The sequence below is a fragment of the Bacillus sp. C-3-6 genome (genome assembly GCF_054509685.1).
Genome location: NZ_CM137247.1, coordinates 1176648 through 1191807, shown reverse-complemented (window position 1 = coordinate 1191807; position 15160 = coordinate 1176648). Strand labels below are relative to the sequence as shown.

General features: G+C 36.8%; 14 protein-coding genes and 1 other annotated feature. Of the genes, 3 read left to right on the top strand and 11 right to left on the bottom strand.

Annotated features, from left to right (window positions below):
• Positions 1 to 309: 309 nt before the first annotated feature.
• On the top strand, positions 310 to 1755 hold the full coding sequence (locus ACW0JX_RS06105; protein WP_003291568.1) for an MATE family efflux transporter: 1446 nt from the start codon (positions 310 to 312) through the stop codon (positions 1753 to 1755).
• A 118-nt stretch (positions 1756 to 1873) separates the two neighbouring features.
• Here the strand turns inward: ACW0JX_RS06105 and ACW0JX_RS06100 are convergent, their stop codons facing one another.
• The 5 genes from ACW0JX_RS06100 to ACW0JX_RS06080 all read right to left on the bottom strand — a co-directional run bounded on the left by ACW0JX_RS06100 (position 1874) and on the right by ACW0JX_RS06080 (position 7589).
• On the bottom strand, positions 1874 to 2809 hold the full coding sequence (locus tag ACW0JX_RS06100; protein WP_459245501.1) for an ABC transporter ATP-binding protein: 936 nt from the start codon (positions 2807 to 2809) through the stop codon (positions 1874 to 1876).
• Positions 2802 to 3845: an ABC transporter ATP-binding protein gene (locus ACW0JX_RS06095; protein WP_000854346.1), complete on the bottom strand. Its 1044-nt coding sequence runs from the start codon at positions 3843 to 3845 to the stop codon at positions 2802 to 2804. The genes ACW0JX_RS06100 and ACW0JX_RS06095 overlap by 8 nt, the downstream gene beginning before the upstream one ends.
• Before the next feature lie 18 nt (positions 3846 to 3863).
• Positions 3864 to 4880: an oligopeptide ABC transporter permease gene (gene opp3C / locus ACW0JX_RS06090; protein ID WP_000974103.1), complete on the bottom strand. Its 1017-nt coding sequence runs from the start codon at positions 4878 to 4880 to the stop codon at positions 3864 to 3866.
• Entirely contained in the window at positions 4877 to 5806 is a 930-nt protein-coding gene (gene opp3b / locus ACW0JX_RS06085; RefSeq protein ID WP_000534166.1) for an oligopeptide ABC transporter permease, read from the bottom strand. Before opp3b ends, opp3C begins: the two co-directional genes overlap by 4 nt.
• Positions 5807 to 5933: 127 nt before the next feature.
• Positions 5934 to 7589 carry a peptide ABC transporter substrate-binding protein gene (locus ACW0JX_RS06080; protein ID WP_000727213.1) on the bottom strand — a complete coding sequence of 552 codons (1656 nt, stop codon included), beginning with the start codon at positions 7587 to 7589 and terminating at the stop codon, positions 5934 to 5936.
• 320 nt (positions 7590 to 7909) lie between these two features.
• Here ACW0JX_RS06080 and ACW0JX_RS06075 point away from each other — a divergent pair, with 320 nt between their 5' ends.
• Both ACW0JX_RS06075 and trpS read left to right on the top strand, forming a co-directional pair.
• Positions 7910 to 8290 (top strand): DUF3899 domain-containing protein, encoded by a 381-nt coding sequence (locus tag ACW0JX_RS06075; RefSeq protein WP_001044985.1) that lies wholly within the window; start codon positions 7910 to 7912, stop codon positions 8288 to 8290.
• 105 nt (positions 8291 to 8395) lie between these two features.
• Positions 8396 to 8612, top strand: a binding site (T-box leader).
• 75 nt (positions 8613 to 8687) lie between these two features.
• The gene (trpS, locus tag ACW0JX_RS06070; protein WP_063546790.1) at positions 8688 to 9677 is read left to right on the top strand and encodes a tryptophan--tRNA ligase; all 990 of its coding nucleotides are present in this window, start codon (positions 8688 to 8690) and stop codon (positions 9675 to 9677) included.
• 156 nt (positions 9678 to 9833) lie between these two features.
• Here trpS and ACW0JX_RS06065 read toward each other — a convergent pair whose 3' ends face one another.
• The 6 genes from ACW0JX_RS06065 to ACW0JX_RS06040 form a co-directional block, all read right to left on the bottom strand.
• Complete coding sequence (locus tag ACW0JX_RS06065) at positions 9834 to 10580, bottom strand: YjbA family protein (protein ID WP_000966129.1); 747 nt, start codon at positions 10578 to 10580, stop codon at positions 9834 to 9836.
• A gap of 144 nt (positions 10581 to 10724) precedes the next feature.
• The gene (locus ACW0JX_RS06060) at positions 10725 to 11513 is read right to left on the bottom strand and encodes a DUF2268 domain-containing putative Zn-dependent protease (protein ID WP_053565023.1); all 789 of its coding nucleotides are present in this window, start codon (positions 11511 to 11513) and stop codon (positions 10725 to 10727) included.
• Positions 11514 to 11619: 106 nt separating this feature from the next.
• Positions 11620 to 12858: a beta-ketoacyl-ACP synthase II gene (gene fabF / locus ACW0JX_RS06055; protein ID WP_000412656.1), complete on the bottom strand. Its 1239-nt coding sequence runs from the start codon at positions 12856 to 12858 to the stop codon at positions 11620 to 11622.
• 31 nt (positions 12859 to 12889) lie between these two features.
• Positions 12890 to 13822, bottom strand: a complete 933-nt coding sequence (gene fabH, locus ACW0JX_RS06050) for a beta-ketoacyl-ACP synthase III (protein WP_001100533.1) — start codon at positions 13820 to 13822, stop codon at positions 12890 to 12892.
• A 231-nt stretch (positions 13823 to 14053) separates the two neighbouring features.
• Complete coding sequence (locus ACW0JX_RS06045; protein WP_001986215.1) at positions 14054 to 14230, bottom strand: ComZ family protein; 177 nt, start codon at positions 14228 to 14230, stop codon at positions 14054 to 14056.
• 54 nt (positions 14231 to 14284) lie between these two features.
• Entirely contained in the window at positions 14285 to 15157 is an 873-nt protein-coding gene (locus ACW0JX_RS06040) for an NAD-dependent epimerase/dehydratase family protein (protein WP_459245500.1), read from the bottom strand.
• Positions 15158 to 15160: the final 3 nt, after the last annotated feature.

Genomic DNA, 15160 nt, shown 5'->3' with positions numbered 1-15160 from the left:
AGAAAGAAATATATATATGTTCTAATAATTCATATTATACACACAAATATATTTTTTGTATATTTATATTTCTATTTCATTAAAATTTCCTGTTAAAAAATAAATCTTTGTAAACGTTTCATATTGCTGATTATTATTACTAAAGTGTTAAAAACAATATTTTTTATACTTTTCTAAATTATCAGAGAAAAATAAATTTTATATTTTATAATACTTTATGTATAATTATCCCAACCTTTTTAACATAAAATAGCAGTCCCTTCATATTAAAAATATGTAGGCTAAAATGAGTGCAAAGGATAAGAAAGTATGTTACGATACATTTTGCTAAAAATAGATATCGGTAAAGAGGGGACGGACATGACAGCAATTCAGGAAAAAAATGGGCCGACAGAGAAATTAAGTTTATTCTTATTAACATGGCCTATTTTTCTAGAAGTTTTTCTTTTTATGTTGATGGGGATCGCTGATACTTTCATGTTAAGTGCATTATCAGACGATGCTGTATCTGGGGTTGGTGCAGCGAATCAATATCTCCATATTGCGATTTTGGTATTAGAAGTCATCGGGAACGGCGCTGCTATCGTTGTATCTCAATACCTCGGTTCCAGACGCTTTATGGAAGCATCTAAAATATCAGCATTAGCCGTCACATTAAATTTAATAGTTGGGCTCGTTATAAGCGCTGGTTTTCTTTTATTTTCGAAACATATGATGCTCGCAATGAACTTACAAGGCGATGTACTAACGTATGCGCAAAACTACTTATCTATCGTCGGAGGAGCTATCTTCCTGCAAGCTATCATTAACTCATTAGCCGCAATTATCCGTGTACACGGTTTCACAAAGCAAGCGATGTTTATTTCACTCGGAATGAATATTATTCATATCGCTGGAAACTACGTACTCATTTTCGGGAAATTTGGTTTCCCTGAGCTCGGTGTACAAGGGGCTGCAATTTCTTCCGCTATCAGTCGATTGATCGCACTTATTGTTTTCTTCTGGTTACTATACCGCGTTATGGAATATCGCGTGAAATTACAATATTACTTCACTTTATCCAAAGAATACATTGGGAAAATTTTAAAAATCGGTATTCCATCTGCATTTGAACAAGTGATGTATCAAGCTTGTCAAATCGTCTTCCTTTATTACGCAACGTACTTAGGAACGGAATCATTAGCTGCTAGACAATACGCTACTAACATTTCCATGTTCACTTATTTATTTGCAATTGCGATTGGTATGGGAACAGCCATTATTATTGGCCGCCTTGTTGGTGGTGGCGAAAAGGATGAAGCATACGAACGCTTATGGAAAAGTGTAAAATGGGCGATTGGTGTAACTCTATGTATGGTCGCTCTCGTTATTACATTCCGTACACAATTAATGGGACTGTTTACAGATAATCCGCACATTATCGGGTTAGGCGCAAGTGTTCTTTTACTAAGTGTACTACTTGAAACAGGACGTACGATGAATATCGTCATCATTAATTCGCTTCGTGCAGCTGGTGATGCAAAATATCCTGTTTTAATCGGTGCATTCTCTATGGTGTTAATGAGTTTACCACTAGGTTACTTTTTCGCCTTTCATTTAGATATGGGGCTCGTTGGTATTTGGCTAGCGATCGCCATCGACGAATGGACGCGTGCCATTATTATGTTCTTCCGCTGGAAAAGCAGGGCGTGGGAACGTTACGCACTTGTGAAACCAGAAGAGCAAGACGAGATTGGTTCTGTTCAGGCACAGTAGTACTTGTTTGATCATGATGTAGTTATTAATAAATGCAATTTATATCGACTTACCGACAACTCATTTATATAGTATAGAAAAAAGCCATCCTTCCTTAATGGAAGAATGGCTTTTTTTATTATTGATAAATCTCTTTATATTTCTTATACTCTGCTTCAGAACATAGTACGAAATGTCCTGGGCGAATTTCACGCATTGTTGGCACTTCGCTACCGTAATCATGCTGCGATGAATCGTATACGATACGTTTACGATTGCGCTCATAATCTGGATCTGGTAGCGGAATTGCTGATAATAGTGATTTCGTATATGGATGAACTGGATTCGCATATAACTCTTCACTTGTTGTTAGCTCAACGATTTGACCACGGTACATTACACCGATGCGGTCACTAATGTATTTTACCATTGATAAATCATGGGCAATAAATAAGTATGTTAGACCTTTTTCTTTTTGTAGCTTTTTCAATAAGTTTACAACTTGCGCCTGAATCGATACGTCAAGTGCTGAGATCGGCTCATCGGCAATGATAAATTCTGGTTCTACAGCAAGCGCTCGAGCGATACCGATACGCTGACGTTGTCCACCTGAGAATTCGTGCGGGAAACGGTTTGCGTGCTCTTTATTTAAACCAACTGTGTTTAATAGTTCATGAACACGGTCCATGCGCTCTTTTTTACTTTTCGCTAATCCGTGAATATCAATACCTTCTGCGATAATATCCCCTACTGTCATACGAGGATTTAATGATGCGTATGGATCTTGGAAAATCATTTGCATTTTACGGTTGAATTTCTTCAATTCTGCGCGTGATTTCTTACCATGTACGTTTTCACCATCGAACAATACTTCACCAGCAGTTGCATCATATAAACGAATAATCGTTCTTCCAGTTGTTGATTTACCACAACCTGATTCTCCTACAAGACCAAATGTTTCTCCGCGGTAAATATCAAATGAAATATCATTAACCGCTTTGACAACACCACCACTCACGTCGAAGTGCTGCTTTACATTTTTTACTTCAATTAATTTCTCACGTTGTTTAGTCATGTTGTTCACCTGCTTTCATTTGAAGAATACGTTTTTCAACGACTGCCGGCGGTTTTACTTCTGGAGCTTGCTCGTGAAGTAACCAAGTTGCCGCATAGTGTGTATCACTTACTTTAAATAAAGGTGGGTCCATTTCAAAATCAATTTTTAGTGCCTGTGGGTTACGTGGTGCAAAAGCATCACCCTTTGGCGGCTTTAATAAATCCGGAGGCGTTCCAGGAATTGCATATAACTCTTCCTCTGAGCCATCTAAACTTGGCATAGATGCGATTAAGCCCCAAGTATATGGATGTTTCGGATTATAGAAAATTTCATCTACAGTTCCAATTTCAACAACTTTACCAGCGTACATAACTGCCACTCGGTCAGCAACGTTTGCTACTACACCTAAGTCATGCGTAATGAAAATAATTGCCGCTTCTGTTTTTTGCTGAATGTCTTTCATAAGTTCTAAAATTTGTGCCTGAATCGTAACGTCTAGCGCTGTTGTCGGCTCATCGGCAATTAATAATTTCGGGTTACAAGCTAACGCCATCGCAATAACTACACGCTGTCTCATACCACCTGAGAATTGGTGAGGATATTGTTTTAAACGAGCTTCTGGATTTGGAATACCTACAAGGTCGATTAATTCTAAAGCAACTTTACGTGCGTCTGCTTTACTCATCCCTTGGTGTTTAATAAGGCCTTCCATAATTTGATTTCCAATTGTCATCGTTGGGTTTAATGATGTCATTGGATCTTGGAAAATCATCGCGATATCTTTACCACGTACTTGCTGCATTTCTTTTTCTGTTAATTTCGTTAAGTCACGACCTTCAAATACGATCTCACCATTTTTAATGCGTCCAGGAGGATTCGGAATTAATCCCATTAACGCTTTAGAAGTAACTGATTTCCCTGAACCAGATTCTCCTACAATCGCCAATGTCTCTCCTTTTTTCAAATCAAAAGTAACGCCGCGTACAGCTTGTACTTCACCTGCATGTGTATCAAAGGAGACTTGTAAATCTTTTACCTCTAACAATGTTTTCATCTTTGCCTCTCCCCTCTTTTACTTACGCATTTTTGGATCTAACGCGTCGCGTAATCCGTCTGCCATTAAGTTAAACGCTAAAATTAATATACTGATGACAACCGCAGGGATGAACATCATATGCGGATACGTTTGAATAGATTTATAACCATCATTTACAAGAGAACCTAGTGACGCAAATGGTGGCTGAATTCCTAAACCGATGAAACTTAAGAACGCTTCACCAAACACCGCTGATGGAATTGTAAACATTGTCATTACGATAATAGGTCCCATTACGTTCGGGATTAAGTGTTTTACAATTAATTGTGTATTTGTTGCACCTAATGTACGAGATGCTAATACATATTCTTGGTTTTTTAATTTCAGGATTTGTCCACGAACGATACGCGACATCCCTATCCAACCTGTAATTGCCATTGCGAGTGTAATTGACCATATACCAGATCCCATAATGATTACCATTAAGATAACGATGATTAAGTATGGAATACCGTTAATAATCTCCATAATACGTTGCATAATATTATCTACTCTGCCACCATAAAACGCTGAAATACCTCCATATGCAACCCCAATTACTAAGTCAATTGCTGCTGCTAAAAGAGCGATATATAATGATACGCGTGTACCTTCCCATGTTCTTGTCCATAAATCACGACCAAGATCATCTGTACCAAACCAGAAGTACTCTTTAATATCACGTTTTTCATATTGGTCAACACCATATTGATCTGTACCGTCAAATGGTAACCAATGAACATTTTCAATAACAGGAATTTTCGGTGGCATTTTCGCACGACCTAAATCTTGCTCTTTATACGAGTGTTTACTTACCATCGGTCCAAAAATCGCTAGTAATATAATAAGGCTTAATAATACGAAACCAATCATCGCACCTTTATGTTGGAACAAACGTCTTCTTACATCTTGCCAAAACGTTAAGCTTGGACGGGCAATGACTTCATTATCAACATTATTTTGATTGGCTTGTTGAAATAAATCTGGAGATAATTTTTGTACATCTTTCATCATTTTTTCCCTCCCGCTAAACGAATACGAGGATCAATAATTCCGTATAAAATATCAACAATGAAAATAACTAAAATGAAGATCGCACTATAGAAAATCGTAGTTCCCATAATAACTGTATAGTCATTCACTGTAATAGATTTAACGAATTGTTCCCCAAGTCCTGGTACAGCATAAATTTGCTCGATAACAAGTGTTCCTGTAATTAATGCCGCAACCATTGGTCCTAAAATTGTTACTACTGGAATTAATGCGTTACGAAGTGCGTGTTTGACAATGATAACGCCTTGGCTAATTCCTTTCGCTTTTGCTGTTAAAATGTAATCGGCTTGCATAACTTCAATTAATTCTGCACGAGAGAAACGTGCGATTGTTGCGATAACTGCCATCGATAAAGCAATTGTAGGCATTACTGTAAACTCTGGTCCTTTCCAGAACGCTACTGGGAACCAACCAAGTTTTACCCCTACGAAATATTGTAGTAAAGCAGCGAATACGAATGATGGTACCGACATCCCGAGTACGGAAATAATTGTCGCTCCATAATCGACCCATGTATTGTTACGAAGTGCCGCAACGATTCCTAAAATTAAACCTATAAATGTTCCTAATATAATCGCTTGTAAACCAAGCTGTGCTGATGGTCCAATGCGATCCACAATCATATCTGTTACTGGACGGTTATCATATTGGAATGATACCCCTAAATCACCTTTTGCTAAGTTACCTAAGTAACGTGCGTATTGAACTGGTACCGGATCATTTAAACCATATTTTTCCAGAATGATTTCTTTTTGTGCCGGTGATAGCTTCTCCTGGTTTTTAAGCGGAGAACCCGGAAGTAATTTCATCAAAAAGAAAGTCAGCGTAGTAATTAAAAATAATGTCAAAGCCATGTACACGAAACGTTTTAATACATAACGTCCCATAGTCAAGCACCTCCCCGTTTTTCTCAAAAGCAATAAGATAGTTTAAAATATTCTTACTTTTATTTTTTTAAAATAAGAGCATATGCCCATCATAGGCATATACCCCTGTAAACGATGGAAAAAAAGATTATTTTTGTTCAACAGATGCCCATTTGTAAGTTAATCTACCACCATAGTTGATTGGTATAATATCTTTTACAGCATCTTTTACTATATATGCTGAACCTTTTTGGAAGATTGGAGTGATAACTGCATCCTCTTTAATTAACATCTTCTCTACTTCTAAAAGGTTATTCCAGCGTGCTTGTAAATCTTTTGTATCTGTTTTAGCTTTTAGAATTAACTCATCATATTTCTGATTAGAATACCCTGTTTTATTTTGAGAACCATTTGTAACAAACATATCTAAATATGAGATTGGATCTGGGAAATCTGGGCCCCAAATACCAAACGCAATATCATATTGCTGAGAATCTTCTAATTTATTTTTTTGTGCAAATGGCTGCTGTTTAATTTTAATTGATAAACCAGGTAAGTTTTTTTCCATCTCACCTTTTAAGAATTCACCAACCTTTTTTGCATCTTCATTATCAAAGTTTAAGAATTCTAGTTCGATTTTATCAGTGCCAAGCTCTTTCTTCGCTGTTTCCCAAAGCTTTTTCGCTTCTTTTGGATTCGTTTCAACTAGCTTTCCATTTTCAGCTCGGAAATCTTTTTTATTCGGACCTTCAGCGAAATCTTTTCCAACAAATCCATAAGCTCCAATCGCACCATTATTTAAAATAACTTTCGCAATGTTATCACGATCAAAGGACATTGAAATTGCTTTTCTTAAGTTTTTATTACTTAAGTATTGATTACTTTGATTAAATCTTAGGTAAGCAACCCCTGCTTCTTTTCTTGTGTGGAATTCTGAGCTTTGTCTAAACTTATCAACAAATTCTGAAGTTAGAGCCGCACGATCAATCGAGTTTGTCTCATATAAATTTACATCAGTTGACGTATTTTTTACAATATTAAAGTTAATCTCTTCGATTTTAACCGTTTTATTATCCCAATATGATGGGTTCTTCTTAAACTGGAAGCTTTGCTCATGTTTCCAATCACTCATAACAAATGGCCCATTATATAATGTTGTATTTGCCTCTAACCCAAACTTATCACCTTGTGCTTTTACAAAGTTTTCATTTAGTGGGTAAAATACCGGATAAACTGTTAAATCAACAAAGTAAGGAACGGGATTGTCTAATTCCACTTCTAATGTATAATCATCAATCGCTTTTACACCTAATTGGTCAGCAGGTAATTCTTTTTTATGAATTTTCTCTGCATTTTTAATATCAAACATAATGTACGAATACGTCGCTTTTGTATCTGGATTTACTGCTCTTTTCCATGAATACACAAAGTCTTTTGCTGTTACAGGCTCCCCATTCGACCATTTTGCATCTTTTCTTAATTTAAATATGTATTTCTTTCCGTCATCTAGCTTTTGAACATCTTCTGCAATTCCAGGCACTCTCTTTTGATCTTTGCCGATACGATATAAACCTTCCATCGTATTATTTAATGCTGTAGAAGATGCAGAGTCAGATGCTAGCGATGCATCCATTGACGGAATTTCAGATAACTCTGTTAAATTAAGAACCTGCTTTCCGTTACTACTACTCGTAGTGTTTTCTTTCCCTTTTGCTTTTGCGTCATCTTTTTGGTAGCTACACGCACCCAGCAACATACTTGCAGTTAAAGTCGATGCAAGTAATAACGGTATCTTTTTCTTCATGTTGTGTTGCCTCCCCTAATTGCACTTCCTGTACCCTCACTTGTTAAAAAGTAGAATTGAAAGAATAATCTCCAAGTTTCTACAATTTTCATTATACATATAATATAACAATTGTGAATATAGTTTTTTGTTTTTTTGTTAAAATTTTTAATAAAATGTTTATATTTTTATTTTTTTTGTAAAGGGATACGTTAACATTGATACCATCATCTTGAAATCAGACCTTTAATTGCGTATAATTTTCAAAAAATTAATTCTAGTACATATTATAGCTTTTATAGTATAATAATTCTAGTAATATTTTGACGGAGGGGAACATTTTGAATAAAGTTTTTTTTCATACTTGTATACTAATTTTCATAGCGATAATCGCTTCTAGTATTGGCGCATTCCTCATTTCATCGCAATTTTTGTTGAATTTTGTCAACATCTTGTTTTATATTGCACTGTTTTTTATTCTTATCGGCGGTTTTTTATACATATTTCAAAATGGTTTTTTCAATGTAACCATTTACGCATTCCAAAGAGTATTTGGTACGAATAAAAAGATTGACTCTTTAATTGAAGAAGTCGAGGAACCTACAGATAAGAAAGAACGTATTTATAAAACATATTCATTCAAATGGACATATCCAATTTGTATTACAGGTATCGTTCTTGGGTTGTTCTCGACCCTTATTAGCTTTACTATTTTGATGTAGTTTGCAAACACTATCCCATATGATATAATAATCAGCAAAACATTTTGTTATAAAACTTTAGTTCTTTCATATTAAAAGAGCTCAAGTAACAATAAATAAATTTATATGTATGCGATGATAAAGAAGAGTACATATTGAGGCAATTTCAGAGAGCTTGTGGTCGGTGTGAACAAGTAATTGTACAGTATGGAATGGGCTTTTGAGCACCAAACCGAACCGAAAGTAGTAGGCTTTGGCGTTATATCCAAACGTTATTATGGATTAGAGAGATTTCACAGTAGTGAAATAATTAGGGTGGTACCGCGGTCCATTCGTCCCTATAGTTTTTGGGATGAATGGGCTTTTTTGTTTGCCTTCTCTTCCCCCATCACGCATTCAATTTTAGGAGGAATTACTTATGTCAGTTATCTTTTCTGGTATTCAGCCAAGTGGAACGATTACACTTGGAAACTATTTAGGAGCAATGAAGCAGTTTACAGAGCTTCAAAATGAACACGACTGTTATTTCTGTATTGTAAACCAACATGCGATTACAGTACCTCAAGATCCCGTACAACTTCGTAAAAACATCCGCAGTCTTGCTGCACTTTATGTGGCATGTGGCATTGACCCTGAAAAAGCTACTTTATTTGTACAATCAGAAGTACCAGCACACGCTCAACTAGGTTGGATCATGCAATCTGTTGCTTACGTTGGAGAATTAGAGCGTATGACGCAATATAAAGATAAAGCTTCTGGTAGAGATTCAGTTCCAGCTGGATTACTTACGTATCCACCATTAATGGCTGCTGATATTTTACTTTACAATACTGAAATCGTGCCGGTTGGTGATGATCAAAAGCAACATATCGAATTAACACGTGACCTAGCAGAGCGTTTCAACAAACGTTACCGTGAAATCTTCACAATGCCTGAAATTCGTATTCCAAAAGTAGGAGCTCGCGTTATGTCATTAACAGAACCTACGAAAAAAATGAGCAAATCTGATCCGAATCCAAAATCAATGATTAGTATGCTTGATGAGCCAAAAACAATTGAAAAGAAAATTAAGAGTGCTGTTACTGACTCTGAAGGTATTGTGAAATTTGATAAAGAAAACAAACCTGGTATCTCTAACTTATTAACAATCTACTCTTCATTCTCTGGAAAAACAGTTGAAGAAATTGAAGCAATGTACGAAGGAAAAGGATACGGCGACTTCAAAGGCGACCTAGCGCAAGTAGTCGTAGAAGCAATTCGTCCAATCCAAGACAAATATAACGAACTTATCAACTCACCAGAACTAGACGAAATTCTAGACAAAGGTGCAGAAAAAGCAAACCGCGTTGCATTCAAACAACTACGCAAAGTAGAAAACGCAATGGGACTAAGCAGAAAACGTAGGTAACATATAAAGCGGAGGCGGCTAGTTTAGAATGTGAGGGGGATGAAGCTCCTGACGTAGAGGCGCTTTTTGCCTCGCAGGAAGGCGCGAAGCCACCGAACATTCTTGCCGCTGGAACTAGATTACTACAAAATTAAAAAACCGCCAATTGGCGGTTTTTTAATTTACCTTTTGCTCATTTTCCATTTCCCATAACTTTTCAAAAAATGGCTGTCCTTTTACGAGACGCTCGCATAATTGTTCATGTTTCTCAGACCAGCCAGCTTTCGCTTCATCATACAGTCTAGCCCAAATATCCTCGAACTCCATATGTTGAACCGTTCCATATGCTGATGGATCCCACTCTGTGTACCAATAGCGAATCTCCGCTGTATTTTTCGTTGTATGTAATTGATCTAACGCCATAAATAATAATTGTTTCAGCTGTCTTTCTTTACGAGTCAAGCCATTCATAATGAAAGGCGATGGTGATAAAATGTGGTGTTCTTTTTCTGTTTCTTCTACTTGGAACTCATACTTTTCTGCTTGTACGTTTTCTACCATCTCATATACCATCTGCTCTTGGCGTGGTATAAGTCTGCTTTTGCGAATTGGTACATTGTAACCAATTGTGTCAATCGCAATAATTCCTTTTCCATCTGTAACAACAAAGCAATACTCTTGCTGCAAACGTTCATGATTTTTACGAATATAAGCCTTATGATGTACGTCTTCCAGCATTTTTTGCGGAAGCTCTAACAATTCGTTCTCGATGTAATGATATAATGTGGCATCTACTTTTAATAATGGCACTTGATCTAATAGCTCAATCGTATCATCTTTCCGCCATTCGTAAAAATGACAAACGTTATACCCATTCTCTTCACCTTCAAACCAATTTACCCATACATCATGTAGATATAACATTCACTACCCCTCACTTCACTACTGTTTGTACCAATCATTATGTTCATTTTTGCTTAACTTTATTCCACTTGAGGAAATATATTCTAATTATTATTTTTTCTTCTATTAATACTAAAAAAAACAGGAAATAGAATTCCTGTTTTTTTATATATGAAATGTATTTGCTTTATTCAATATTTCTTTTGCATCTATAGATAATAAAGAAAGTGTATCTTCTCCTTCCAAAGTTACACAATCTTTGACAATATGAAATCCAAGCGCATAGCCAAGCATCTTCGGATAAGAGTGAAAGCCATTTAATAAGATGTCATGTTCCCTTGTTCCTCGTTTTATACTTATTCTTTCATGTACAACATTTTTCCAATAATAAATAGCCTCTTCTTTTGAAAGATACGCCGTCCACGGTGCATTGTTTTTTTCTGAATATCTTTCCGTCACTGCTTGCTCAGCTAGCCCTTCCATAATCATTGTATCAAGTAATGTATATTCTGTTTCTTTCGTCTCAATTTGATGTAACCTGCATATGTGATGGTATTCATGCGCCAATAACACTTTTAATTCTTCTACCGAATTCCGTCCACATACGAATAAGAAAATAACATGACGCATAGATAATCCAGCCCTACCGTTATACTCTTCTTGCACAGTTCGATTATAGGAATCTGATAATAAAATAAAGACAGGGACATCCGGACCTTTCAACCAATTTTTCAATTTATCATACTCCAGGCTCAACTCTTTCCAAATTTCCTTTTCCTCTAATTCTTTAATTTCCTTTTCCCCGCGCATGATCGGGCGATACATCCCTTTTGAAATTAAAAAGCGATACAACCTTTCTTTTGGCAACGGAATATACTTCGTAAATTTCTCACAAAGTTTTTCTGGCCGTCCATAATATAAATGTAGCCATTCAGCTGTTTCAACAATCCCCATCTTTATCCCTCCTTTTTCTTATGTATATGCTACAGGAGAAAAAGACGTAAAAATAAATAAGGAGTTTTTTCGCAATATAATGCGGAAAAACTCCTTATTTTATCTATTATTTATACGATTTAAATACTAACACTGCGTTATGACCACCGAATCCTAATGAGTTACTTAATACTGCATTTACTTCTTGATGTCTCGCTTGATTCGGTACGTAATCTAAGTCACATTCTGGATCTGGTGTCTCATAGTTAATTGTTGGAGGAATTACTCCGTCTGTAATTGATTTAATAGAGAAAATCGCTTCAACAGCACCAGCTGCTCCTAATAAGTGACCTGTCATTGATTTCGTTGAGCTAATTGCTACTTTATACGCGTGCTCACCGAAAGTTTCTTTAATTGCCATCGTTTCATATTTTTCATTCGCATCCGTACTTGTACCATGCGCATTAATGTAATCAATATCTTCTGGCTGTAGGCCTGCATCAGCTAAAGCTTGACGCATTGCACGCACTCCGCCTTCACCACCAGGAGCAGGCATTGTAATATGGAATGCATCACCAGTTGCACCGTAACCAGCGATTTCCGCGTAAATGTGAGCACCGCGCGCTAATGCGTGCTCTAATTCTTCAAGAATTAGAATACCTGAGCCTTCACCCATTACGAAACCGCTACGGTTTTTATCAAATGGACGGCAAGCCGTTGCTGGGTCTTCATTAAATGTTAATGCTTTCGCTGAGCTAAATCCTGCGAATGCCATACTTGTTAGCGGTGCTTCTGCTCCGCCTGTAATCATTGCATCAGCATCACCACGCTGAATTGCTTTAAATGCATCACCAATTGAGTTTGCACCAGATGCACAAGCCGTTACAGAACAAGTGTTAATTCCTTTTGCTCCTGTTGCGATTGATACTTGACCTGCTGCCATATCTGGAATCATCATCGGCACGAAGAATGGGCTCACGCGGCGTGGGCCTTTCTCAGTAAAAATCTTAAATTGTTCTTCGTATGTTTCCATACCGCCAATACCAGATCCAATCCATACACCAATTCGAGGTCCGTTTTCTTCTGTAATTTCAAGCTTTGCATCTGCAACTGCCATTTTCGCTGCTGCTACTGCATATTGTGTAAAGCGATCCATACGGCGCGCTTCTTTTTTATCAATATATTTCTCGACTTCAAAGTCGTTAATTTCCGCTGCTACTTTTGCTGGAAATAGTTCTGGATCAATTCTTGTAAGTCGCCCGATTCCAGATACACCCTTTTTAATGTTTTCCCATGCTGTTTCAACATCTGTTCCGACCGGTGTAACAGCTCCTAGTCCTGTAATTACGACCCTCTTTTTTTCCATACAAAATACACTCCTTTTTTTCTCTCAGTCCTTATTTACCCCAACGAAGAGCAACTGCTCCCCATGTTAATCCGCCGCCAAAACCAACAAGTATAATTAAATCACCGTCTTGAATACGTCCGTTTTGCAATTCCTCTACCATTGCAATCGGAATTGAAGAAGCTGATGTATTACCAAACTTTTCAATTGTCATACTCATTTTTTCTTGTGGTAAATTTAATCTCTCTCTTGCAGATTCCATAATACGAATATTCGCTTGATGCGGTACTAAGAAATCTACATCCTCTTTTGTAAGACCAGCCTTATCCAGCACGCGAAGGCAAGATTCACCAAGTTGACGAACGGCAAATTTAAAGACTTCTCTGCCATTCATCATAACATACTCGTCTTGATATAGATGCTTACCGCCGCTTCCGTCTGCTCCTAATTCGAAAGATAGAACGCCTCTTCCTTCTGAAACTGCTCCCATTACGATAGCACCGGCTCCGTCTCCAAATAATACCGCTGTATTTCGATCATTCCAGTCTACAATTTTAGATAGCTTATCACTACCAACTACTAATACGTTTTTATAAGTCCCCGTTTGAATAAATTGCTGCGCTGTAATCATTCCGTACATAAAACCAGCGCATGCTGCACCTACATCCATTGCAGCTGCATGTTTCGCTCCAATCGCTTCTTGAATGACACAAGCTACTGCTGGAAACGCACGATCTGGTGTTACTGTCGCCACTAAAATAAGATCGATATCTTCTCCGCTAACCCCTGCATCTTCAAGTGCTTTTTTTGCAGCCTCTACGGCCATATATGAAGTATCTATTGTATCATCGGCAATGCGTCTTTCTGCAATTCCCGTTCTCGTACGAATCCATTCATCGGATGTATCCATTATTTTCTCTAAATCGTGATTTGTGACTACTTTTTCTGGCACATATCTTCCGATCCCTAAAATGCCCACGTTCACATCGCAGCCCTCCGTTTTATATCAATTATTATGACTTGGTACTAATTTTAAAACATAAATGTATTTTTGTCTAGAATATATTTCGCATAAAACAGAAAGCTAACGCATTATCCACTTTATTTTTCATTAAAAGAAACAGAATCATACCTTTTCGTGTTTCATTCCAAATAAAAAGGCCCGAACCGCTTCTACTCACGATTCGAGCCTCCCCTCCATCAAAAAAGAAGGATTTTATTCTTTATCTGCTTTCCCAAGCTCATAAGCTTCGTTCATAACTTTCATTAACAACTCTAACACCGGCTGTGCCTTCTCCATATCAAGTGCAATTCCATTATCATCTAAAATTGCCTTTGCTTCCGGTAAATGCTTCATTGCGATTTGTAAAAACTGCATGCTTTTTTCGTTCATATTATACTCTTCCTCTCCATTAAAACTTTCACATACAATAGTGTAACACGCGTGCTACTCTTCGTATAACTCTTTATATTTTTTCATGTGTGCCAGTTGCTTATTTAAACCGTATTCTAACGGGGTATTTCTTTTTATCGAAATTACCTCGATAGCCTCATCTCTTATTTCATTATTATTTTTATTTACTTTATCATCCGCGCGTAAAAGATTCATACCTTTTTCCCATAATGACTGTTTACCACTAAGTAAATTGTATATACCAAGATGCGCCCCGTTCGTTCCATTTTCCCATAAGTATTCACATACATCTTCAATATAAAGTAAATCACTTCCTTTTTCCTCACTCGTACAACGGCACTCTTTCTCGTCTAATTCTGATAAAATGAGCTGATGATACATCATAAAGGATGGTTGCCACGGTCCATATAATGTAGGAACTCGAAATACACTATATTTTAAATTCCCTTTTTTCAACCCTTCTTCTACTTTCAAAAATATTCGCTTATTTTCGGATTCACCTGTACTACTTACTTCAATAGAAGAAATTAAATTTAACTTCACTTTTTGTTCTTCACACATTCTTATAATTCGCTTTAAATATTGTAATATGACTCTTTCATTCCGAAATCCACATTGCTGATTTGGCTCATATAAGCAAAAGTAGACAGTATCGAATCTCTCTTCCTCTACCGATCTCCATCCATCTTCATCTCTTATCGAATAATACGTAAATAACGCATTTCGCCCAATTAACAATAACTTCTCTTCATTAATTTTGGTCATACTATCGAATTCATCAAAATCAAGACCATACACTTCTACTTCTTCTGCGATCATTTTATTCACAAGGTGATAACCTACAAACGTAAGTGCACCTATTATCAGCACGCGTTCCATACCACCAACCCTTTCCCTTTGAAACAAATA

Coding starts and splice junctions, on each gene's coding strand:
- fabF (WP_000412656.1), bottom strand. CDS start 12,858: ATGGAAAAAAAGAGGGTCGTAATTACAGGACTAGGAGCTGTTACACCG.
- ACW0JX_RS06080 (WP_000727213.1), bottom strand. CDS start 7,589: ATGAAGAAAAAGATACCGTTATTACTTGCATCGACTTTAACTGCAAGT.
- ACW0JX_RS06100 (WP_459245501.1), bottom strand. CDS start 2,809: ATGACTAAACAACGTGAGAAATTAATTGAAGTAAAAAATGTAAAGCAG.
- ACW0JX_RS06060 (WP_053565023.1), bottom strand. CDS start 11,513: ATGGGGATTGTTGAAACAGCTGAATGGCTACATTTATATTATGGACGG.
- ACW0JX_RS06105 (WP_003291568.1), top strand. CDS start 310: ATGTTACGATACATTTTGCTAAAAATAGATATCGGTAAAGAGGGGACG.
- opp3b (WP_000534166.1), bottom strand. CDS start 5,806: ATGGGACGTTATGTATTAAAACGTTTCGTGTACATGGCTTTGACATTA.
- trpS (WP_063546790.1), top strand. CDS start 8,688: ATGTCAGTTATCTTTTCTGGTATTCAGCCAAGTGGAACGATTACACTT.
- opp3C (WP_000974103.1), bottom strand. CDS start 4,880: ATGATGAAAGATGTACAAAAATTATCTCCAGATTTATTTCAACAAGCC.
- ACW0JX_RS06065 (WP_000966129.1), bottom strand. CDS start 10,580: ATGTTATATCTACATGATGTATGGGTAAATTGGTTTGAAGGTGAAGAG.
- ACW0JX_RS06045 (WP_001986215.1), bottom strand. CDS start 14,230: ATGAACGAAAAAAGCATGCAGTTTTTACAAATCGCAATGAAGCATTTA.
- ACW0JX_RS06095 (WP_000854346.1), bottom strand. CDS start 3,845: ATGAAAACATTGTTAGAGGTAAAAGATTTACAAGTCTCCTTTGATACA.